Consider the following 21,927-nt stretch of genomic DNA (forward strand, 5'->3'; position numbering starts at 1 on the left):
AAATGAAATTATTTTTATACTTTTTCCTCTTTTTATTCCTTAACTGTCAATCTCAGTATCAAGGTAATAAACCGGTATCTCCTAAAAAAGAAATCTCATTCGAAGACAAGTACCATTATCCTTTTTCTTTAACTCAAAAAGATTTTCTCGTCATTGATTCTCAGGAAAAGATGGATGAAATTTTCAAGATCATTCATCAAAATAATGAGGGAAACCGATTTTCTCCTATTCCTGCCATTGTAGAAGGTGAAACCTATATTATTATAAAACCTCAATTAAAAAATGCCAACGATGTTTTAATTGACAACATCAGTCTAAGTAAAAATACACTGTATGTTAAGGTAAAGGAATTCAATAATCCTGATGCTGAGAAAACGAATCGTAGTTCTCCCAATATCCTTTTAAAATTATTAGAACAGACCAAGATTACAAAAACCATCATTCAATATTAATATAAAAGAAATACGTATTATGAAAAGTAAAACATTTATTGTCTCGTGCCTCCTGATTGCTTCAAGTGCTTTTGGGCAGCAGAATTATTGGGCTAAGCTCAAAGATAGGAAGATTGATAGGGGAGATCTAAAACCAAGGTGGACTACCCCGGCTACTTTTTCTTTATATCAATTAGATTTAGAAAAAGTTAAAAAAGAGTTGGCAAAAGCTCCGCAGCGCTTTTCTAAAGATGAAAGCCTCGTGATGAAATTTCCTGATGCTGATGGAAATTATAGGGATTACATTATTCAGGAAGCCTCTGTAATGGAACCTGCTTTACAGGAAAAGTTTCCTGAGATTCGTTCTTATGTGGGAGTGCAGAAAAACAATCCGTTAAATACGATCCGCTTTAGTGTTACCCCTTCTACAGGGATGAATGTAATGTATTTTGATGGCTACGAAATTAGTTATCTTGATAGTTATGCGAAAGATAATTCCTCTTTTATCCTTTATAAAAGAAAAGATCTTCCTAAAAATGACAGACTTTTTGAATGCCATGTTGAAGATCAGTTAGATGATTTACAGAAGAACGCTTCAACAATGAAGGCTCCGTTGGTTTCGGACGGTCAGTTCAGAACCTATCGATTAGCATTATCGGCAACAGGAGAATATACTGCTTTTCAAGGTGGAACAGTTCCTTTAGCAATGGCTGCTATGGCAACAACAATGAGCAGGGTGAATGGAATTTACGAAAAAACCATTTCAACAACAATGGTAATGGTAGCTAATAATAACCTTCTGGTTTATACAGATGCTACAACAGACCCTTATACTAATGGAACTCCGGGGACAATGATTAACCAGAATCAAACAAATACAACCACTGTGATTGGTTCTGCAAATTATGACATAGGACATGTTTTTGGAACAAATAGTGGTGGATTGGCTGGTTTAGGAGTGGTTTGTGTATCCGGAAGTAAAGCGAGAGGGGTTACCGGATCTGGAGCTCCTGTCGGAGACCCTTTTGATATTGATTATGTAGCTCATGAAATGGGACATCAGTTTGGGGCTAACCATACCTTTAGAGCGGCAACTTCATCTTGTAGTGGTAATGCCAATAATGCAACAGCCTATGAGCCTGGAAGCGGAAGTACAATTATGGCCTATGCAGGAATTTGTGGAGCAAGTAATAATGTTCAAAATAATAGTGATGCCTATTTTCATGCAGCAAGCGTTAATGAAATGTACAATGTTTTAAAAAGGTCTTCAGATTGCGCGGTAAAGATTACTAATAATAACGGGGTTCCTACGGCAGATGCAGGAGCTGATTATATTATTCCTAAAGGGACAGCATTTGTTTTGACAGGGCAGGGAACAGATCCTGATAATGATCCGTTGACGTATTTGTGGGAACAGTATGATAATCAAACAAGTACCCAACCTCCGGTTAATACCAGTACAGTAGGTCCGGTTTATCGTTCTTTAACTCCGAAAACAGTTCCTACAAGATATTTTCCTGCGATGGTTTCTGTTTTGGCGAATAATTTAGTTCCAAAATGGGAAGTTACACCCAATGTAGCCAGAACATTGAATTTTTCTTTATTGGTAAATGATAACAGATCTACAGGGAATCAGGCGGCAAGAGATGCAATGGTAGTAACAGTAACGGATGACGGGCCTTTTACAGTCACTTCACAGCCTACTAATACCTCATATAATGCTGCCGTACCTGCAACAGTAACTTGGAATGTGGCAGGAACAAATACAGGAGTAATAAATACCCAAAATGTGACTATTTTACTTTCTAAGGATGGTGGTGCTAACTTTACAACTGTATTGGCAGCAAGCGTACCAAATAATGGCACTGCGGTGGTAAATCTACCGAATGAAGATATTCCATCTGCAAGGATTATGGTAAAAGCGGTTAATAATATTTATTTTGCTGTGAATTCTTCTAATTTTTCAATTTCAAGATCCTTATCAACCGTTGAGAGTGAAGTAAAAAGTTTTGCAATTTATCCTAACCCTTCTCATGATGAGGTTAATGTTTTATTGAAAAATGATTCTCAAGATGCAGACTATTTACTTTTTGATCCTGCTGGAAGATTAGTTAAAAAAGGAAGTTTTAAAGGGCAAACGAAAATTCGACTGAATGAAGTAAGCACCGGAAATTACTTGATTAATGTAATATTAGATAATGGTGAAAAGCATACTGAAAAATTAATTATTAAAAAATAAACAAAAAAAAGAGTAACCATTTTTGGTTACTCTTTTTTTATACAGCTTGTGGCTGCGGGTTTATACTTATGCTGGTTGGGGTTACCAATTGTATTTGGTCTGCATCCAGTCGCTGTTTTATTTTGATAATAGTATCACTTTTTACATGGGTAATATTAGCGCCAATGGTTAGCCAGAATTTCACCTGGAGGGTGAAAATACCTTGTTTTAAATCTGTGAATACCACCTCAGCAGTATCAGGTCTATCAATACAATCTAAACTTTTTATAACCTCTAAAATACCTTTCTGAGCTTTAGTGATATCTTCATCTGCCGGAATTTCAAAATTTAATATAATTCTTCTTTGCGGTGAAGCAGTAATATTATAAAATGGAGCATTAAAAACAACTTGGTTAGGAATGTAAGCTTTCTTTCCGTCATCCGTGATGAGTTTTGTTGTTAAAAAACCAATTTCCTGTACAGTTCCGGAATGGTTTCCAAGGGTAATATAATCGCCTACTTTAAATGCTTTGTCGATTCCAATAAGCATTCCTGAGAACATACTGGAAACAAGATCTTTTAAAGCAACCCCTGCAATAACCCCCGCAACTCCTAAACTTCCGATGAATTTCCAAAGGAAAGTACTGAAGCCCATAATTTCTAATGAAATGAAGGTCCCCATCATCATGATCATAAATCTAAAAACACCAATTAAGGTAACTAAAGAACTTTCTTTTTTGCTTTTTGGAAAAAGTTTGTGAAAAATTTTTACTGAAGCCTTGCTTAAATATTTACTTGTAATAAGAAAGAAGGTAAAAACCATGATCCCTACAATGAGTTTGGGAGTAAATTGAGCCAGCTTTAAATACCAGCTTTCTAGAACATTATAGATAATGTTGATATAGTTTAAACCATTTTTCTGCATGAATTGAAAATTTTATTGAATAAAGATATAAATTCTTAACAAAAATTTTGCCAGTTCCAAAAAGTCTACTAAATTTGTAGACTAATAAAACAGAATATTATGTCAATCAAACTAGGAGATATCGCACCCAACTTTCAGGCAGAATCGTCTTTAGGAGATGTAGATTTTTACAATTATCTTGGAGATTCTTGGGGGATTTTGTTTTCACATCCTGCAGACTATACACCTGTATGTACTACGGAACTTGGATACACTTCAAAACTTAAATCTGAGTTTGATAAAAGAAAGACGCAGGTAATTGCATTAAGTGTAGATGGGGTAGAAGACCATCAGAACTGGATCAAAGATATTAATGAAACCCAGAATACAGAAGTACAGTTTCCTATTATTGCCGATAAAGACAGAAAGGTTTCTGAATTGTATGATTTTATTCATCCCAATGCTTCAGCAACTGCTACAGTTCGTTCTTTATTAATTATTGATCCTGCTAAAAAAGTAAGGTTAATAATTACTTACCCTGCTTCAACTGGAAGAAATTTTGATGAAATTTTAAGAGTTTTAGATTCTCTCCAGTTAGTGGACTCTCATAAAATAGCAACACCTGTGAATTGGAAACAAGGTGATGATGTAATTATTCCACCAAGTACTTCAACAGAAGAAGCTAGGAAGATATTTACAAAAGGAGTGACAGAGATTAAGCCGTATCTAAGATATACGCCACAACCGAATACATGATTTATTTGATTTTTTATAGTTTAGTTTTAATTTGTACGAAAATCGCCTTGGAAAATTTCCAAGGCGATTTCATTTGTATACTATATGTATATGTGAAGTGTGTGATTATTTTACATCTTTTATGATCTGCTGACCTTTAGATGTTGGTAAATAAATAGTAAATCCTAAATTGAATGTAATATTAGATGTTAAACCCTGGTTACCAAAGCCAGTTACACCTGCATATTTTACTAATCCCTCTAATCCAATGTTTGGAGTAATGAAGTAAGAATAACCAGGACCTACACCGAAGTCAAGACCTGTTGTAGAGTTACCACCATCACTGATAGAGTAACCACCAACACCTAAGTTACCTTCTAGGAACCATCTTCCGTGTTTCAATAAGTTATCAACTCCTTTCTCACCCGGAGATACATAGTAACGTCCTAAAGCACCAACACCATAATCAAATCTTGTAGGTGAAGTTTTAGCAGATTTACTGATTCCTAAATTTACATATCCTCCAACTGCTATATTATCTTTAATAAAATAAGCTCCTTTAGGTTGAATTCCGATTTGGTATCCACCACCAGTGTTTAATCCGAAATTACTTGTTGCCAAGCTACTTCCTACCATCCAGTTACCTTTTTGAATTTGAGCATTCATAGTAGTAGCTAAACCTGCTACAGCTAATATTCCTCCTAAAATTAGTTTTTTCATAATTTATAATTTTTAATAATTAATGTTTATTATTCTTAAAGTAAGGAATAAACAACAAATGTGCCATACTCCTCAATGTCAGGTCTTTTTTTAACTTTTTGGCGTGAATTATTTAATTTTATATCTTATTTTTTTAACACTTTGAGGAAAATATTTGCAATTTTAGATCAATAGAAGAATGATGGAAACCACGAGCCCTACAATGGTGAAAAGCATTCCTCTTTTAAAAGCTTTTGTTTTTGGATTGAACATCCAGAAACTTGATATGACAAAAAAGAATAAGGATATGCCAAAAAAGGTATTAAGTGGTGACAAAGTCTCTTTAGATTGAGATTTATGAAGTTTTGTCATCTTATCGAGAATTAAAGGAAGCTCTTTTTTTGAATATTTTGCTTCACCGCTGGCAGCGTTGTAGGTTCCTTGTTTAAATGTTGAAATACCTCCTTCTGTTTTTTCTATTTCAAGGTTTTTTATTTTTAATTCCTTACCCAGTTCTTTTTCGTTAAGATTTTTAGCAACTGTTTTGTCATATTTTTTCTCTTTTTTCAAGAAATCGGTATCTCTGTATACTAATAAAACACCACTTACTGCATAAACCGCCATAATTCCTGCAAGGAAAAATCCTAAATAACGGTGGGTAATTCTCATGAAAGTTCTTGTATCCTTAATCTTATCCATATCTTAAATAGCTTTGTTTATTAAATCTCAAAAGTGGAAACTGCAAAAATGCAACTTCCACTTTGAATGAAAAAATTATTATAATATTAAATTATTACAATTTGTATGTTAGTGTGAAATAGTAATTTCTTGGTGTAATAGGGTTTACAGAGTAGTTTTCATGAACATTGTAGTTTACAACATCAAATAAATTACCCACTCTTCCTTGGATAGAGAATTTGCTCCATTCGTAACCTAGAGATAAGGCAACTGTAGTGTAATCTTTTAATTCAAAAGTTCTGCTCACTCCATTTCTTGCTTCTAAACTTGTCGTGCTTCCCGTTTTTGTATCATTCCATCCTGCTAATCTATCACCGATATAATAAGCACTAGCCCCTACTTTCAAGCCTTTAATTCCTTTAGTAAAGGTATAGAATACAGAAGCATTTGCTGTTGTAGCAGGAGTTCTTACCAATCTTTGATTTTCTATATATCCCACTTTGTCCGGCGTATCTAAATACACTGAATTATTATAAGAAATACCTCCAATAATAGAAAGGTTTGGCATTGGATTACCTGTAATATCCAATTCTACACCTCGGCTACGCATTTTACCTACAAATTCTTTAAAGTTACTATCAACATTTATTGATCCATCTGCTTTAAATAAAGCAGTTTGATAAGAATTTTGATTAATGATTTGATATACAGATAAGTTAATGGCAACAGCGTTGTTCCAAATATTTTTCTTAGCCCCAATTTCATACTGATCAACAGTTGTTGGCTTCAAAGCTTCATTAAATATTGTTTGTCCTGTATTCGCTATGAAAGAATTAGTATAGGTTGCGAACACCGAAAGATTTTCATTTGGTGTATAAACTAAACCTACTTTTGGAGAAAAGGCTTGGTCTGAAGTAGAAGAATTGCTAACAAAACTCTTATCATAAGGTTTAGTGTTAGTAGCTTCAGTTTCTTTTATAGAAGGCATATTTTGAATATATGACCAACGTAATCCTGCAATCACTTTAAACTCTTTCGTTAAGCTGATAAAATCTTGAGCGTAAATACCTATTCTTCTAGTATTTACTCTGGTCTTAGAGTTTTTACTACTATTTGGCATTGCTACATTTCCCCATGTTGAAGGATCATCTAAGAATAATACATTCGTTGGAGCAGTTACATTATATGCATAAGCATCTGCTTGGTTGTAATCAGCATCTGTACCAAATAATACTTTATGATTAATTTTTCCGGTATTAAACTCACCATTCAAATTCACCTGTGCAGAAGTATAGCTCTGTTCGTTATAAGTTTTACCAAAAGGTCTTGCCCATGAAAGACGATTGGTTTGCACTTTGTCAAAAGCCCACTGTACTCTTTCTGAAGAAAAATAATCTTTAGTATAATTAGAATACGAAGCTGTAGTATTTAATGACCACCTATCATTAAACTGATGATTGAAAGTAACATTTGTTGAAAGTTGCTGTACATTTTGATACTGCCAATCTGTTCCAAAAAAGACATTTCTGCTTACACCAGTATTTAAAGAATAGCTTTTATCTTTATTTTCAATTGAACCAACTCCGAAATCAGGTGTCAAATCATTTTTAAGATAATCGGCCTCAACAATCAATTGTGATTTTGGACTGATATTAAATAAGAACGAAGGATTAAAATAGTATTTTGTAGACTTTACAACATCTCTAAAACTTTCAGCATATTCATATGCGCCATTCATTCTAAATGCGATGTTTTTGGATATTGGTCCATAAACGTCAACGGTTGGTTTGTAAGAGTTCCAGCTTCCGGCATTTAAACCTACACTTCCTCCAAAATTAAATTTAGGCTTTTTCGTAACTAAATTAATAATACCTCCGGCAGCAGCATTTCCATATAACATGGCATTAGCTCCTTTTAAAACTTCAACTCTTTCCAGACCACTTACTTCAGGGAAAACACCACTGTTGATTCTTGAACCATTTTTGAAAATATTATCATTCCCAAAAATAAAACCACGTCCACCAAAACTATCCTGTGAACCACCTCTTGAAGAAGTAAGATAAACCCCATTTACGTTTTGAAGAACATCACTTAATTGCTTCGCCTGTTGCTGTTCAATAATTTCGTGAGTAACAATGGCAATGGGCTGTGGCGTTTCCATTATCGTAAGATTAGACTTAGTAGATAATGGTTTTGCTTTATTTGGATTTCCTGTTTTATGAAGATTTACATCCTCTATAGTTTGTATTCTAATGGTGTCGGATTCATGTTTGTGCTTAGTTTGTGCACTGGCTGTTGCAGCCAAGATAATGAAGCCTAAAGTAGTAATTTGTCTTTTCATTTTACTTTATTTAGAGTGCTTTTAAATAACGCGCAAATGTAAGGATTAGTGATCTATTATTTAGACTAATTTAAAATAATATTGTGATTTATATCATATTATTTAATTCCTGATGAATTATTCCTATAAAAATGATAGACTATGTAACGAAACGTTTTTTTTATAAATATATTTGTTAAAAATAAAATTATGCAATTGGTAAAAGTAGGCCTTTGTGCTTTCGGAATGAGCGGAAAAATTTTTCATGCTCCCTTTTTAAAAGAACATCCGGGATTTTTTATGTCGGCTGTTGTAGAAAGAAGTAAGGAAGATTCAAAAGAAAAATATCCGGACGCTACCATCTATCGTTCGGTAGAAGAGATGTTGGCTCATGCTGACATTGAATTGGTTGTAGTGAATACTCCCGTTCAGACTCATTTTGAATATGTTAAAATGGCTCTTGAAGCAGGGAAAAATGTAATAGTAGAAAAACCTTTTACTGTAAATGTTTCTGAAGCTGAAGAATTAGTAAGGTTAGCCGAAGAAAAAGGATTATTTCTAAGTGTTTATCAAAACAGAAGATTTGATCGTGATTTTCTCCAGGTTCAAAAAATAATGAGCGAAGAAAAATTAGGAACGATTAAAGAAGTTGAAATTCGTTTTGACCGTTTTCGTACAACAGCAAGCGGCAAAGCTCATAAAGAAAATCCAGAGCAAATGGGTTCCGGATCACTTCATGACTTAGGTTCGCATTTGGTAGATCAGGCGGTGCAATATTTTGGGTTTCCTGAAAAATTATTTGCAGATGTATTTTCTATGAAAGGAGAAGAGTTTGCTAATGATTATTTTGAAATTCTTTTATATTATAAAAATGGTTTAAGAGTACGATTGAAATCTTCTGTTTTCAGTAAAGAAGCACATTATGCTTATATGATTCACGGTGAAAAAGGAAGTTTCCTACAAGAAAGAACAGATAATCAGGAAAATGAATTGGTTGCCGGATCAATTCCTGTTTACGGAAAAGACTGGACCATTCCTTTAAAAGAAACTGATGGAATTTTAAATGTTTTAAATGAAAATTCAGAAACAGAAAGAACGCTTACTTTAAGTGAGTCTGGGAATTATATGAATTATTACCAGAATATCTATGAGCACATTGTTTTCGGATATTATTTACCATCGCCGGCGGGAGAAATTATTCAGAATATGAAAATTATCGATGCCGCTTGGGAAAGCTCGAAAGAAGGTAAGATTATAAATTTGGCTTAAAGAATAAGTTGAATTTTATATAAAAGAGATGCTTCGATTATGCTCAGCATGACATCGCTAAAAATTTACTGCTAAAATTAGACAGTTAGTATTAGAAATGTCATGCTGAACGTAGTCGAAGCATCTTAACTTATAACTCAATTACATTTCCTGAAGTTCCAACCATCTCATTTCATGGTTCTCTAATTTTTCAGAAATTGATTCTAATTCTGCAGAAAGCTTAGCAATTTTATCATACTCACTTTCATTATTCAATTGATCCAAAATCTTTGCACGTTGTGCTTCTAATTGAGGAATTTCTTTATCAATGGTTTCCAGTTCTCTTTGTTCCTTAAAAGAAAGTTTTCTTTTTGGAGCCTGTGATGGTGACGTTGAAACAGCAGCAGGAGTAGGAGCGGGAACAGGCGTTTCCACTTTTTTGGCAACAACTGCTTTTGGTGCTTTTTCTTCTAATTTTAAATTCTCTCTGTATTCTGAGAAGTTCCCAATGAAATCTCTAATTTTTCCTTCTCCTTCAAACGCTAAAATATGGTCAACAATTCTGTCCATAAAATATCTGTCGTGAGAAACAATGATTAAACTTCCTTGGAAATTCAATAAGAAATTTTCTAATACCGTTAACGTTGGAAGGTCAAGATCGTTGGTAGGCTCATCAAATATTAGGAAGTTTGGATTTTGATATAAAATATACATCAAATGCAATCTTCTTTTTTCACCTCCTGAAAGTTTTGAAATGGGTGAATATTGGGTTTGATCATCAAATAAAAATAATCTCAAAAACTGTGATGCCGAGATTGTTCTTCCGTTAGCTAGAGGAAAGTTTTCAGAAATTTCTTTGATGAAATCAATAACTCTTTCGTCTTCTTTATATTTAAGTCCTTTTTGTGAAAAGTAACCGAATTTAATTGTTTCTCCGGTTTCAATTTCTCCGGAATCTCTAGGCTCAAGCCCTTGGATGATATTTAATAAGGTAGATTTTCCGGCACCATTTTTTCCTACAATTCCTACTTTTTCACCTCGCTGGAACTGATAACTGAAATCTTTTAATAATAATTTATCTCCATAACTTTTAGAAATATCTCTAAGTTCTAAAATTTTATTTCCAAGCCTTTTCATTTCGAAATCAAGCTCCAGAGATTCTTTTCTTGTATCGGTTTTAGCTATTTTTTCAGTTTCGTAAAAATCCTCTTGTCTAGATTTTGATTTTGTGGTTCTCGCCTTAGGTTGTCTTCTCATCCACTCCAATTCTTTTCTATAAAGATTATTGGCTTTGTCGATGGTAGAATTCATATTATCCTCACGAATCATTTTATTTTCAAGATACGTTGCATAAGAACCATTGTGGAAATAAAGATTTTTATCTTCCATTTCCCAGATAATTCCGCAAACAGCATCTAAGAAATATCTGTCGTGGGTTACGAGTATCAAAGTAATCTTAGCTTTACTTAAATAGCTTTCTAACCATTCTACCATTTCCACATCAAGGTGGTTGGTAGGCTCATCCATGATAAGTAATGTGTGGCGGTGCTCTGCTCTGGTTTCAGTCAGTAGTTTTGCCAAAGCAACACGTTTGATCTGACCTCCGGAAAGAGTTCCCATTTTAGCATCCAGATCTGTGATCTTCAACTGAGACAGAATTTGCGCCATGTCATTTTCCAGATCCCAGGCTTTATGAATTTCCATTTCAGCTAAAGCTTTTTCAATGAAATCATAGTCTGTTGAAAGGAGTGATTTATGATAATTTTTCAGTGCCTGAATAGGCGCAGAATCCAGCGTCATCATAAACTCATCAATGGTAAGATCAGAATCAAACTCGATTTCCTGATCAAATAAAACCACCTGAATGTCTTTATTAATAGTTACAGTTCCGCTGTCTGCAATTTCTTTACCCATTAAAATTTTAAGAAGAGTAGACTTTCCACTGCCATTTTTGGCAACAATGGCAATTTTGTCTCCTTCATTTACATGAAAAGAGATATTTTCGAACAAAACTTTGATGCCATAAGATTTGGTAAGGTTTTCGACAGAAACGTAATTCATTGGAATGTAATGGTTTGATTTGAAATTTTCAATTGAGCCGCAAAAATACGAAAATGAAACAACAAAAACTTTTAAAATAAAATTAAACCGAAACACATAAAACATATAATTATGATTGCAAAATTACGCACTATCCCCAAAAACAGATATTGGGAGTATTTTATTTTAGTAGCAAGATTTTTACTGGCTGCTACATTTTTCAGCTATGGATATAGCAAAATTACTGAAAATGGGCAATTTGGAATTTCACCTCAGGAGCTGGCAACTCCCATTAAGGATTTGCATTTATTTAGGGTAATGTGGTATTTGTTTGATCATGAACCTTTTAAAACTACAATCGGGATTCTTCAAATGATGACCGGAATTTTACTTCTTTTTCATAGAACTGCCATATTGGGCGTATTATTTTTTATTCCGATTGCGGCTAATATTTTACTCATGGATATTAGTTTTATGCCTGAAGGATTAGCAATGGGTTTTACAAAAAGATTCATTTGGTATTTTATCTTATGCTTTCTCATATTATGGAATGATAAAGAGAGAGTGAAGATTATCTGGAATGCAGTTATTAAAAAATTCTCAATGAAGCGTAAGTTTCCAATAGTATTATATGTATTAGTACCTGTATTTGCGTTGGTGTTGGAAATTTTACCGAGTATTCCACAGTTACTTTTCTATTGTATTACTGAGCCCGCTAAAAGCATTGAATCCATCAAACATATTTTGAATATTTTATTTTAGTATTTTATGTTGTATTGTTTATTTTATTGATTTAACTTTAATTAATGTATTTTAATTTTGATTTAAATGTTAAGTATGTTGATTTTTGATGTAGATTTGATATTATTAATTGAAATACAAACATATGATGCAACTTAACTTTTGGGCTATTACAGTAGCCGCTGTAGTGCCACTTATTATGGTTTTTATCTGGTATCATCCAAAGTTTTTAGGAAAGATTTGGATGCAGGAAGTCGGATTAACTGAAGAGAAGATGAAAGGATCAAATATGGGATTTGCTTTTGTTTTTGCATTTATCCTATCTCTTTTGATTGCTTTTTTCTTGCAGACTGTTACCATACACCAACTTGGAGCATTAAGTATGGTGGGCGGAAATCATCTGAATGCTAAGCCTTCGTTCATTGCTTTTATGAGTGATTATGGAGCGGCATACCGCTCTTTTGGTCATGGTGCTTTACATTCTTTTATGGCTGGGGTTTTATTTGTATTTCCTTTAACGGCAATTAATGCGATGTTTGAAAGAAAGTCCTGGAAGTATACATTTATCAACACGGCGTATTGGACAGTCACGATTACCATTATGGGTGGAATTGTTTGTGGTTGGTATGCGCCGGATGGTTTTAATTGGGTTACCCAAAAATAAAATTTTAACGATTTAAGATTACAAGGCTACATCAGTGGCCTTTTTTATGTTATATAGCTTTCTGTGCAGTTGAATACTTTGTTTTTAAATATAAGTCAAACATCTATGTTCAGGTTAATCTAGTATATTATAATAGTAGCTTTTATTTTGCTTTTAATTATGGCAAGCATAAATAAAGATGGACTGAAAAATAACAACTATGGATTATCAGATATTTAATTTTATTTTCAAAATACACAACGGGTGCCGTACGATTTAAAAATATATAATAGCGTTTCGGACTTGCCTTTAGACTGGAATGATGTGATTGGAAATCATAATGTCATGCTTTCTAAAGAATATTTCTATGTGTTAGAATCTTCCAGACCAGATAATATGGAATGTTATTATGTGGGATTTTTTGATCATAATATATTAATTGGAGGTGCTTTGTTTCAATATTTAAGTTTTCAGAAACATGAAACTTTTCAAAAAAATGAAATTTGGTGTAGCATCAGAAATTTCTTTTCCCGAAAAATGAGTAAAGACCTCATGATTCTGGGAAACAATATGCTTACAGGACAAAACGGATTTTACTTTGATTCATCCAAAATTGTTTTAGAGCAAGTAGTTCCGCTTTTGGATGCTGCTGTTCAAAAGATGCAGAAAGAAATCAGAAAAACATCTTTAATCATTTATAAAGATTATCAATCTAATTTCGTTACCTATTTTCAGGGTAAAAAGTATCAGTCTTATTTCAGGTTTTCTGTACAACCCAATATGATGTTGAAAATAAAAAATAACTGGATTGCCTTTGATGATTATATAAATGATTTTTCTAAAAAATATAGGACGAGAGCTCGCTCAGCCAGAAAGAAATTTGAGGGAATAGAGAGATGTGAAATGAACCTTGATGAAATAAAAAAGTATCAAAAAGAAATGAATATTCTTTATCAGAATGTGGCGGAAAATGCACCATTCAATACTTTTTTTCTTGCGGAAAATCATTTTGAAAACATGAAGAAAAATTTAAATCAAAATTTTAAAGTATTTGGATATTTTTCAAATCAAAAACTAATCGGATTTTATACTTTAATCCTGAATAGCGAAGATATTGATACGTATTTTTTAGGCTATGATAAAAACATTCAAAAAGAAAAACAATTGTATCTGAATATGCTTTTGGATATGGTAGAGTTTGGAATTACTAACAAGTTTAAAAGAATAATTTTCGGAAGAACAGCGTTGGAAATAAAGTCTACGATTGGTGCAGAACCGTTTGAAATATTCGGATTGATAAAACATAATAATCCTTTGATTAATCTATTTATGAAAAAAATGTTTGCATTATTGAATCCTACAAAAGAATGGATACAAAGAAAGCCTTTCAGTAAAGCAGGATTAAATTAATGTAAATTATAGGGGTTTGATTTTTATAGATAAGATACTTTTAATATTTTTAAACCTATTGTAAGTTTGAGCATCAGTAATCTATAAAAATAAAAGATGAAAAAAGTAATTGTTGACATGGATGGTGTTATGGCAGATGTCTACCATCAGCTTATAGCATTTGAAAAGAGAGATTCGGGAAAGGATATTAACATTCATGATGTAGTAGGAGTTTCTGAACTGGAAGCATTTCCTAATGGTAAAAAACATGTAAATGAAATTGGCTTTTTCCGAACTTTACCTTTAATGAAAGGAAGTCGTGAAGCAATGGAATATTTGAATAACAAATACGATTTGTACATCGTTTCGGCAGGAATGGAATTTCCAAATAGCTTAAGAGAGAAATATGATTGGCTGGCTGAGTATTTTCCTTTCATTACCTTGGAGCAGATTGTTTTGTGCGGAAGCAAGAAAGTAGTTTCGGGAGATATCATGATAGATGATTATCCTAAGAATCTAAAACACTTTTCTGGAGAGAAAATCATTTTCACGCAACCTCATAATCACCATGTAGAGGATGAAGACTATAAAAGAGTGAATTCATGGGAAGAGATTATGAATATATTATAGTATTAAGTTTGATATATAATGTTTTACGATAAATTTAACTAAATTGATATTAAAATTAATAGCCTATTGGGAGATTTTAATGAAAGAAATAAAGATTTTTGCATCAAACTTTTATCATGAAAAAACTCAATACCCTATTTCTTATACTTTTCACTTTTTATTGTAATGCACAGGTCGTTTCCGGGACTGTTTTCTCCAAAGAAGATAGTAAACCGATTCCGTATGTTAAGATTGGGGTATAAAAAGAAAAAATAGGAGTGATCTCAGATGAAAAAGGGAGCTTTTCAATTGATCTTTCAGGAATTGATGCGGCTCATAAAGTGAAAATAGAAGTTCCATGTTATGAAAATTATTCAGTGTCTGTTCAGGAGTTTTCAAAACAAAATTCTCAAAAAATATTTTTAAATGAGAAAATTAAAAATATTCAGGAAGTAAAATTGGTACCTAAGAAATTAGTCGATAAAAACTGGGGCGTTAATACAAAAACAAAACATGTGATGTATTCTGTAAATCCTCAATTTAGGAAAGAAGATTTTTTGGGAGAAACCGCTTTGGAATTTAATGCAAGCAAAAGATCCAAGATTAAAAATATTAATTTAAATATTGCAAGTTATACCTCTGATAAACCTGTTTTAATGCGTTACAGTATTTATACGGAGAAAAACGGATTTCCGGATAAGAATATTTTAGAGGAAGAAATTACGGTTGAATTAACGGAAGCTATGATTAAAGATGGAACTTTTACTTTGGATGTTAATCACTATAATATTTGGGTTCAAGGAAAATTCTTCATCGGAATTCAATTTTTAAAAGAATTTGAAGGTAAGATAAATATAAGTGCAGCATTATTCAGAACTGGTTTTTTAAGAAAATTCTATGGAGATTGGGAGAAGGTAACATTGGCGGCTCCAGCAATAAATATTGATGTAAAAGTAGATAAGAACGGAAAGAATGTAAAAGACGAAACGAGTGCTTCTGAGGAAAATCTTGAAGGTCTTATTCCGGATATAAGCAAATATAAGATGGAAGCAGCAAATTCTATTTACGGTAAAAATGCTTCTGTAGGGAAGTTTTTAAAACTAAAAAATACAGACCTCTATTATGAAATATATGGAGAGGGTGAGCCTTTGATTTTGCTTCATGGAAATAGTGGAAGCATTAAAGAATTTTATCAACAAATCCCGGCGCTTTCTCAGCAATATAAAGTAATTGCAATAGATACAAGGGGGCAAGGGAAAAGTATTGATACATCAAAATCAGATTTCACGTATAAGATTTTTGCCGATGATGTAAAAGCTTTGGTTGATGAATTAGGTTTGGGAAAAGTGAATATAGTCGGATGGAGTGATGGCGGCAATACGGGGCTTGAGTTTGCACTAAAGTATCCAGATCATTTGAATAAATTGGTTACTATTGGAGCGAATGCTTTTCCTGAAGGAGTGGATGGACGTCTTTTCAATAATATGAAAACCCAACTTCAAGTGTTGCAGGCTGAAAATAATCCTGAAAAATTTAATGAAATGAGACTGGTGAAAATTATGTTGAAAGAACCAAATATTAGCAATAGTTCTTTGCGTAAAATTCAGAATCCTGTTTTGGTTATTGCCGGTGAAAATGATGTGATTAAAAAAGAACATACAGAAATGATGGCTAAGCAGATTCCGAATGCTCAACTTAAAATTTATAAAAATGCCACGCATTTCATTCCTTTCGAAAATCCGGAAGAACTCAACAAGGATATTTTAGAATTTCTGAAAAAATAATTTAGTCTAAAGTCAGTCTTTCCAAAGACCAGGCACTCCCATTGTAGATGTTCAGATCTACTTTGGTGTTGATTCCATTCACAATTCCATTTTCTGTAAACTGCCAGAAATCCCAATTACTGTCAGGGGATGGAGTAGGAACATCGTTGTAATTGGCCAACCAGAGTGGATAATCATCAAATTCACCTTTTAAAAAGTCTTTATAATAATGATAATAGGTGTAAATAATAGGTTTTTTACCATATGTTTCTTCAATGATTTTACACCAAACCTTTAAGTCTTCAATTAATTTTTTATTGGTCTTACGTTTCGGTATTTTTTCGATATCTAAAATTGGAGGAAGATCTCCGCTTTCCAATTTTACATTGGCTAAAAAGTTATTGGCTTGAATTACGGGATCTTCATCAGCACGATAAAAATGATAAGCCCCACGCACTAAGGTATGTTTTTTTGCCTGTTGCCAAAATTCATCAAAATGTTTATCTGCATTTCTGTTTCCCATGGTAGCTCTCATCACAACAAATTCCAGTGGAATTGTTTTATTTCCGATGCTCAGGCTATCCCATTTAATGTCTTCTCTGTTTTGATAATGAGAAATGTCAAAGCCGTATGTTTTATTCAGATTGTTACTGAGAATCTTTTGAATTCTTAACGTTTCGGTTTCGTTATTATGAAGTTTTTTATGAACGAATTTATTAAAATACAAAGCGTAATAGTAACTTACTGATTGCTTTAAATATAATCCGGTTCCCAATAAAGCAACAATTAGAATGGCTAATACAACCTTTCGGCGTAAAAAATAATTTCTTCGCCTGTTGTTATGTATCTTTCTAGTAGTTTTTTTTGTGTACTTCTTTTGTGTCATAAAGTTTTACAAAACTAACTTTTTAACAACTAAAATGCTAAATAAAATCAGTAAATTTGTATGATATGGAAACACGCGAAAAGATCATCATTATAGGAGGAGGATTTGCGGGATTACAACTTGCAAAGACGTTGAATAACAAGAACAAAAAGGTAATTGTTCTGGATAGAGTTAATCATCATATGTTTCAGCCGCTTTTTTACCAAGTAGCGTGTGGAAGGATAGAACCCTCCAATATTTCTTTCCCATTCAGGAAAATTTTTCAGCAATCCAGAAATACACAGTTTCGTCTAACGGAGGTTAGAGAAATTGATGCTGCCAATAATAAAGTTATTACCGATGAGGCAGAATTTACATATGATAAATTAATTATTGCAACAGGTTGTAAAACTAATTTCTTCGGTAATAAAGATCTTGAAGGCAGAGCATTTGGGATGAAAAATACTCAGGAAGCAATAGGGATCAGAAATCATGTTTTGATGACTTTTGAAAAACTGATTATTGAAAAAAGCAGAAGCGATGATGGAAACTGGAACATTGTAATTGTAGGAAGTGGCCCAACCGGAGTAGAATTAGCCGGAGCTTTTGCGGAAATGAAAAAAGAAATTCTACCGAGAGATTATCCTCATATGAGTTTTGAAAATTTAAAGATCATATTGATAAGTTCTACGGAAAAACCGCTTGCAGTGATGAGCGTTGAAGCACAGACCCAATCTGAGAAATATCTTAAAGAACTTGGAGTTACCTTTCTGAGTGATGAGTATGTAACGGATTATGATGGGGCTAAAGTCATCATGAAAAGTGGAAAAGAAATCCCGTCCAATAACGTGATCTGGGCAGCCGGAGTTACCGGAAATGTTGTGGATGGTTTTCCTCAAGATACATTAAACAGGAACAGATATATTGTTGATCGTTTTAATAAAATAAAAGGATACGATAATATTTATGCAATAGGAGATATTTCCTATATGGAAACTCCAAAATATCCGCAAGGGCATCCTCAGGTTGCCAATGTGGCAATTAATCAAGCGAAAAATTTAGGTAAGAATTTCTTAAAGAAAAACTCCAGTGATTGGCAGGAATATGAATACAAGGATCAAGGATCTTTAGCAACCATTGGAAAACACAGAGCAGTTGTAGATTTACCATTTATAAAATTCCAGGGCTTTTTTGCATGGTATTTTTGGATGTTTTTACACTTAATGTTGATTTTAAGTGTAAGAAATAAACTTGCTATATTCTTTAACTGGATGTGGAGCTATTTTAACAAAGATTCATCTTTAAGATTAATTATTTTACCGAACAAAAAAAATGAAACAGAACAATGAGAATTGATATCATAAGCGTACTTCCTGAGTTGATGGAAAGTCCGTTTCAAGCTTCTATTTTGAAAAGAGCAGTTGATAAAGGATTAGTAGAAGTGCATTTTCATCAGTTAAGAGATTGGGCGATAAATAAGCACCGACAAATAGATGATGAACCATATGGAGGCGGAGCTGGAATGGTAATGATGATTGAGCCAATAGATAAATGTATTTCAGAGCTTAAATCTCAAAGAGAATATGATGAGGTAATCTATTTGACTCCAGACGGTGTTACTTTAAATCAGAAGATAGCTAATACGCTTTCTATAAAAAATAACCTGATCTTTTTATGTGGGCATTATAAAGGTATTGACCAAAGGGTTAGAGATCTTCATATTACAAAAGAAATTTCAATAGGTGATTACGTGCTTACAGGTGGAGAATTGGCTGCATGTGTGCTTGCAGATTCTATAATCCGTTTGGTTCCTGGTGTTTTAAATGACGAACAAAGTGCTTTAACAGATAGCTTCCAGGATGATCTTTTATCGCCGCCAATTTATACAAGACCTGAAAGTTATAAAGGTTTAGATGTTCCTAAGATTTTATTAAGTGGAAATTTTGCTAAAATTGAAGAATGGCGTCATGATGAAGCTGTGAGAATTACTACAGAAAAACGCCCTGATTTACTTTAAAAAAAGGAACCAAAATTCATTAGTGAAAATTATTTTTTTTTTGTTTTTTAAGTAATTAATTTAAAAAATGGAATAATAATTGTAATAAGAGCAAGTAAGATTTAAATATGGGCATATAATCCTATTTATAATAGGTTTTTATTCTTGTTAATTTAAATTTCATATTTTTTTTTGATTTTTTTTTCATTAAAAAAGTAGAATGTAATTAAAATTTTTAATTATATATTTACGTTTTGGTTGTTGATATTATTTAATTATGGTTGTTCAATATATTAATTTAAGATAAATACATTGTAAATAAATTAACCATATTTGAAAAAAAATAATAAATTTACAAGCTAGAACTAAAATGTAAAAAAATAAAGAATAAGAAATGCGAGGTAATGGAGCTGTTTAGTTTTTATAATGTAGAAAATTTATTTTTACCTGATCCTAAGCCAATTCATAAATTGGATCCAACAAAATCAGGGTTAAGAAATTGGGATGATAGGAGATATAAAAACAAGCTTTTTAAAATAGCGCATGTTTTTCAGTTGATGAAGGAGGAGAATGGAGTATTGCCATTAATGATAGGTCTGTCTGAGGTATCCGGAAGGAAAGTATTGGAAGATCTTGTTGAGATGGAACCTTTTAATTCAGAATATGGCATCATTCACTACAATTCTATGGACGAAAGAAAAGTAGATGTTGCCCTGTTATATGATAAAAATAAAGTAGAAGTAATAGATTCAGAAACCATTACTTTCTTCTTTGAAATTATAGATAAAAACACAGAAAACTACGACACAACAAGAGATGTATTATATTCTAAAGTGAAGTATAGAGGAGAGATTATTAATGTATTTGTCGCTCACCTTCCCTCAAAGCGAGAAAAAGATATTAATAAACCAAAGAGGACCTTTATATTGAACGAAGTCCGGGGGCGGATTTTGAATATTATAAATGAAAAGGAGCATGTAATCTTGTGTGGTGATTTTAACGAAAACCCAGATGATGAAAATTTAGTAAAAATTCTCTACGACAATGCGAACGAAAAGGTATTAGAAAACCCTTTCCAGCAATTGTTTTCCACAAGAAATTATTCTACTTTTCATTATAAATCCGGATTGCTGTTTGATCAGATTATATTGTCGAAATCATTATTTGACAATGTAGGTTTATCATTTCAAAATGCTGAAGTGTTCAACCCTGAAAAAATAAGCAGTAGGAACAGGAATTTTGAAGGCAGACCTTTTCGAACGTATGCTGGCACAAGGTATTTAGGCGGATACAGTGATCATTTTCCGGTTTTTGTAAAATTTAAAGATTTATAACACAATGTAAAAACATAAATAATTTAAAAAGTAGAAAAAATGAAAAATTCAACAAGTGCAAACTACCATCTAGATTCAATCGACAAAGAGATCATCTATATGTTGATGGATAATGCTAAAACTTCTTTAGCTCACATTTCAAAAAATGTTGGAATTTCAACAACAGCTGTGCATCAGAGAATAAAAAAGCTGGAGCATGCAGGAGTTATTGAAAATTCAATTTCATTTCTGAACCCTAAAAAAATTGGTTATAAAGTTATTTCTTATATCGGAGTATTTTTAGATCAGCCAAGTCATTATCCTGAAGTGGTAAAAGCTTTAAAGGAAATTAATGAAGTGGTGGAAGCTCATTATACCACAGGAAATTATACCATCTTCTTGAAAGTTCTTTGTAAGGATAATGATCATTTAATGACAATTCTTAACAAACTTCAGAAGCTAAAAGGAGTGACAAGAACAGAAACTTTCATATCTTTGGAACAAGGTATTTACAGACAATTGAAAGTATAATAGATTATGAATATTGCTCAATATTTGGATTCAACATATTTGAAGACACCTGCACAGTCGGGTATTTCAAACGAAGAAACTTTACAAAAAAATAAAGAACTTACACAGGAAGCTATTGATAATGGTATTCTTGCAGTAATGATACGTCCGGATTATGTATCCGAGATTAAAAAGTATATTCAGGAAAGGAATGCAAATGTTATTGTAGGCACTGTGATTGGTTTTCATGAAGGAACATATTCTGTTGATGAAAAACTAGCAGAAGCTACCACGGCAATAGAAAACGGAGCTGACGAATTAGATTTTGTAATTAATTACAATGCCTATCAAAAAGGAGATTTAGAGTTAGTAAAAGAAGAATTCGTGCAGTGCACACAATTGTGTATTCAACATCATAAAGTGGCGAAATGGATTATCGAGATTGCAGCTTTAACAGATGAAGAAATTGCGGATCTTACGAAGCATATCTCCAATTGGGCGGAAGAGAATTTTTCTGAAAGTGATCTTTCACAAATTTTTGTAAAATCTTCAACTGGTTTTTATGAAACCGCTGATGGGAAACCTAACGGGGCAACATTTGAAGGTGTAAAGATTATGCTGGATAATGCCGGAAAACTTCCCGTAAAAGCAGCCGGTGGTGTAAGAACTCCTGAAGATGCTGAGAGAATGATTAATATGGGAGTGAAAAGAATAGGAACTTCTTCAGCAATAGCCTTAATTAAAAATAAGTCTGCTTCCGAAGGATATTAAAATATTCAATTAAAAGATAAAAGAAAGCCATCAAATTTTTGATGGCTTTCTTGT

Annotated in this window: 21 protein-coding genes; 15 read left to right on the forward strand and 6 right to left on the reverse strand. The window is 32.7% G+C overall.

The window, feature by feature from the left end:
- The first annotated feature begins 2 nt into the window (after positions 1 to 2).
- Both BUB80_RS16900 and BUB80_RS16905 read left to right on the forward strand, forming a co-directional pair.
- Entirely contained in the window at positions 3 to 452 is a 450-nt protein-coding gene (locus BUB80_RS16900) for a hypothetical protein (protein ID WP_073295280.1), read from the forward strand.
- 19 nt (positions 453 to 471) lie between these two features.
- The gene (locus BUB80_RS16905) at positions 472 to 2,670 is read left to right on the forward strand and encodes a reprolysin-like metallopeptidase (protein ID WP_073295283.1); all 2,199 of its coding nucleotides are present in this window, start codon (positions 472 to 474) and stop codon (positions 2,668 to 2,670) included.
- Positions 2,671 to 2,707: 37 nt separating this feature from the next.
- On the opposite strand, the gene BUB80_RS16910 is transcribed toward BUB80_RS16905, so the two are convergent.
- Positions 2,708 to 3,574, reverse strand: coding sequence for a mechanosensitive ion channel family protein (locus BUB80_RS16910; protein ID WP_073295286.1), 867 nt, complete (start codon positions 3,572 to 3,574; stop codon positions 2,708 to 2,710).
- A 99-nt stretch (positions 3,575 to 3,673) separates the two neighbouring features.
- On the opposite strand from BUB80_RS16910, the gene BUB80_RS16915 reads away from it, so the two are divergent.
- Positions 3,674 to 4,309 carry a peroxiredoxin gene (locus tag BUB80_RS16915; RefSeq protein ID WP_073295288.1) on the forward strand — a complete coding sequence of 212 codons (636 nt, stop codon included), beginning with the start codon at positions 3,674 to 3,676 and terminating at the stop codon, positions 4,307 to 4,309.
- Positions 4,310 to 4,414: 105 nt separating this feature from the next.
- On the opposite strand, the gene BUB80_RS16920 is transcribed toward BUB80_RS16915, so the two are convergent.
- From BUB80_RS16920 to BUB80_RS16930, 3 genes are all read right to left on the reverse strand, one after another.
- Positions 4,415 to 5,008 carry a hypothetical protein gene (locus BUB80_RS16920; RefSeq protein ID WP_073295291.1) on the reverse strand — a complete coding sequence of 198 codons (594 nt, stop codon included), beginning with the start codon at positions 5,006 to 5,008 and terminating at the stop codon, positions 4,415 to 4,417.
- Positions 5,009 to 5,170: 162 nt separating this feature from the next.
- Complete coding sequence (locus tag BUB80_RS16925; protein ID WP_073295294.1) at positions 5,171 to 5,686, reverse strand: hypothetical protein; 516 nt, start codon at positions 5,684 to 5,686, stop codon at positions 5,171 to 5,173.
- 94 nt (positions 5,687 to 5,780) lie between these two features.
- Complete coding sequence (locus BUB80_RS16930) at positions 5,781 to 8,006, reverse strand: TonB-dependent siderophore receptor (protein ID WP_073295297.1); 2,226 nt, start codon at positions 8,004 to 8,006, stop codon at positions 5,781 to 5,783.
- A gap of 189 nt (positions 8,007 to 8,195) precedes the next feature.
- Between BUB80_RS16930 and BUB80_RS16935 the strand changes: the two genes are divergently transcribed.
- Positions 8,196 to 9,254: a Gfo/Idh/MocA family oxidoreductase gene (locus BUB80_RS16935; protein ID WP_073295299.1), complete on the forward strand. Its 1,059-nt coding sequence runs from the start codon at positions 8,196 to 8,198 to the stop codon at positions 9,252 to 9,254.
- Positions 9,255 to 9,395: 141 nt separating this feature from the next.
- Here the strand turns inward: BUB80_RS16935 and BUB80_RS16940 are convergent, their stop codons facing one another.
- The gene (locus tag BUB80_RS16940; RefSeq protein WP_073295367.1) at positions 9,396 to 11,294 is read right to left on the reverse strand and encodes an ABC-F family ATP-binding cassette domain-containing protein; all 1,899 of its coding nucleotides are present in this window, start codon (positions 11,292 to 11,294) and stop codon (positions 9,396 to 9,398) included.
- A gap of 111 nt (positions 11,295 to 11,405) precedes the next feature.
- Here BUB80_RS16940 and BUB80_RS16945 point away from each other — a divergent pair, with 111 nt between their 5' ends.
- The 6 genes from BUB80_RS16945 (at position 11,406) to BUB80_RS23260 (ending at position 16,439) form a co-directional block, all read left to right on the forward strand.
- The gene (locus BUB80_RS16945; protein ID WP_073295301.1) at positions 11,406 to 12,035 is read left to right on the forward strand and encodes a hypothetical protein; all 630 of its coding nucleotides are present in this window, start codon (positions 11,406 to 11,408) and stop codon (positions 12,033 to 12,035) included.
- A 124-nt stretch (positions 12,036 to 12,159) separates the two neighbouring features.
- Entirely contained in the window at positions 12,160 to 12,678 is a 519-nt protein-coding gene (locus BUB80_RS16950; protein ID WP_317043902.1) for a DUF1761 domain-containing protein, read from the forward strand.
- Positions 12,679 to 12,921: 243 nt separating this feature from the next.
- Positions 12,922 to 14,067, forward strand: coding sequence for a hypothetical protein (locus tag BUB80_RS16955; RefSeq protein WP_073295306.1), 1,146 nt, complete (start codon positions 12,922 to 12,924; stop codon positions 14,065 to 14,067).
- A 96-nt stretch (positions 14,068 to 14,163) separates the two neighbouring features.
- Entirely contained in the window at positions 14,164 to 14,676 is a 513-nt protein-coding gene (locus BUB80_RS16960) for a 5' nucleotidase, NT5C type (RefSeq protein ID WP_073295309.1), read from the forward strand.
- 116 nt (positions 14,677 to 14,792) lie between these two features.
- Positions 14,793 to 14,918, forward strand: coding sequence for a hypothetical protein (locus tag BUB80_RS24010; protein ID WP_262484444.1), 126 nt, complete (start codon positions 14,793 to 14,795; stop codon positions 14,916 to 14,918).
- A gap of 15 nt (positions 14,919 to 14,933) precedes the next feature.
- On the forward strand, positions 14,934 to 16,439 hold the full coding sequence (locus BUB80_RS23260; protein WP_083547212.1) for an alpha/beta fold hydrolase: 1,506 nt from the start codon (positions 14,934 to 14,936) through the stop codon (positions 16,437 to 16,439).
- Position 16,440: 1 nt separating this feature from the next.
- Here BUB80_RS23260 and BUB80_RS16970 read toward each other — a convergent pair whose 3' ends face one another.
- On the reverse strand, positions 16,441 to 17,304 hold the full coding sequence (locus BUB80_RS16970) for a glycoside hydrolase family 25 protein (RefSeq protein ID WP_073295312.1): 864 nt from the start codon (positions 17,302 to 17,304) through the stop codon (positions 16,441 to 16,443).
- 65 nt (positions 17,305 to 17,369) lie between these two features.
- On the opposite strand from BUB80_RS16970, the gene BUB80_RS16975 reads away from it, so the two are divergent.
- The 5 genes from BUB80_RS16975 (at position 17,370) to deoC (ending at position 21,873) form a co-directional block, all read left to right on the forward strand.
- Positions 17,370 to 18,632 carry an NAD(P)/FAD-dependent oxidoreductase gene (locus BUB80_RS16975; protein ID WP_073295315.1) on the forward strand — a complete coding sequence of 421 codons (1,263 nt, stop codon included), beginning with the start codon at positions 17,370 to 17,372 and terminating at the stop codon, positions 18,630 to 18,632.
- Positions 18,629 to 19,300 (forward strand): tRNA (guanosine(37)-N1)-methyltransferase TrmD, encoded by a 672-nt coding sequence (gene trmD, locus BUB80_RS16980; protein ID WP_073295317.1) that lies wholly within the window; start codon positions 18,629 to 18,631, stop codon positions 19,298 to 19,300. The genes BUB80_RS16975 and trmD overlap by 4 nt, the downstream gene beginning before the upstream one ends.
- A gap of 383 nt (positions 19,301 to 19,683) precedes the next feature.
- Positions 19,684 to 20,613, forward strand: a complete 930-nt coding sequence (locus tag BUB80_RS16985) for an endonuclease/exonuclease/phosphatase family protein (RefSeq protein ID WP_073295320.1) — start codon at positions 19,684 to 19,686, stop codon at positions 20,611 to 20,613.
- 39 nt (positions 20,614 to 20,652) lie between these two features.
- Positions 20,653 to 21,123, forward strand: a complete 471-nt coding sequence (locus BUB80_RS16990) for an Lrp/AsnC ligand binding domain-containing protein (protein WP_054511755.1) — start codon at positions 20,653 to 20,655, stop codon at positions 21,121 to 21,123.
- 3 nt (positions 21,124 to 21,126) lie between these two features.
- Positions 21,127 to 21,873: a deoxyribose-phosphate aldolase gene (gene deoC / locus BUB80_RS16995; protein WP_073295322.1), complete on the forward strand. Its 747-nt coding sequence runs from the start codon at positions 21,127 to 21,129 to the stop codon at positions 21,871 to 21,873.
- Positions 21,874 to 21,927 lie beyond the last annotated feature (54 nt).

Origin of the sequence: Chryseobacterium polytrichastri (assembly GCF_900142445.1) — a bacterium.
Lineage (GTDB): Bacteria > Bacteroidota > Bacteroidia > Flavobacteriales > Weeksellaceae > Chryseobacterium > Chryseobacterium polytrichastri.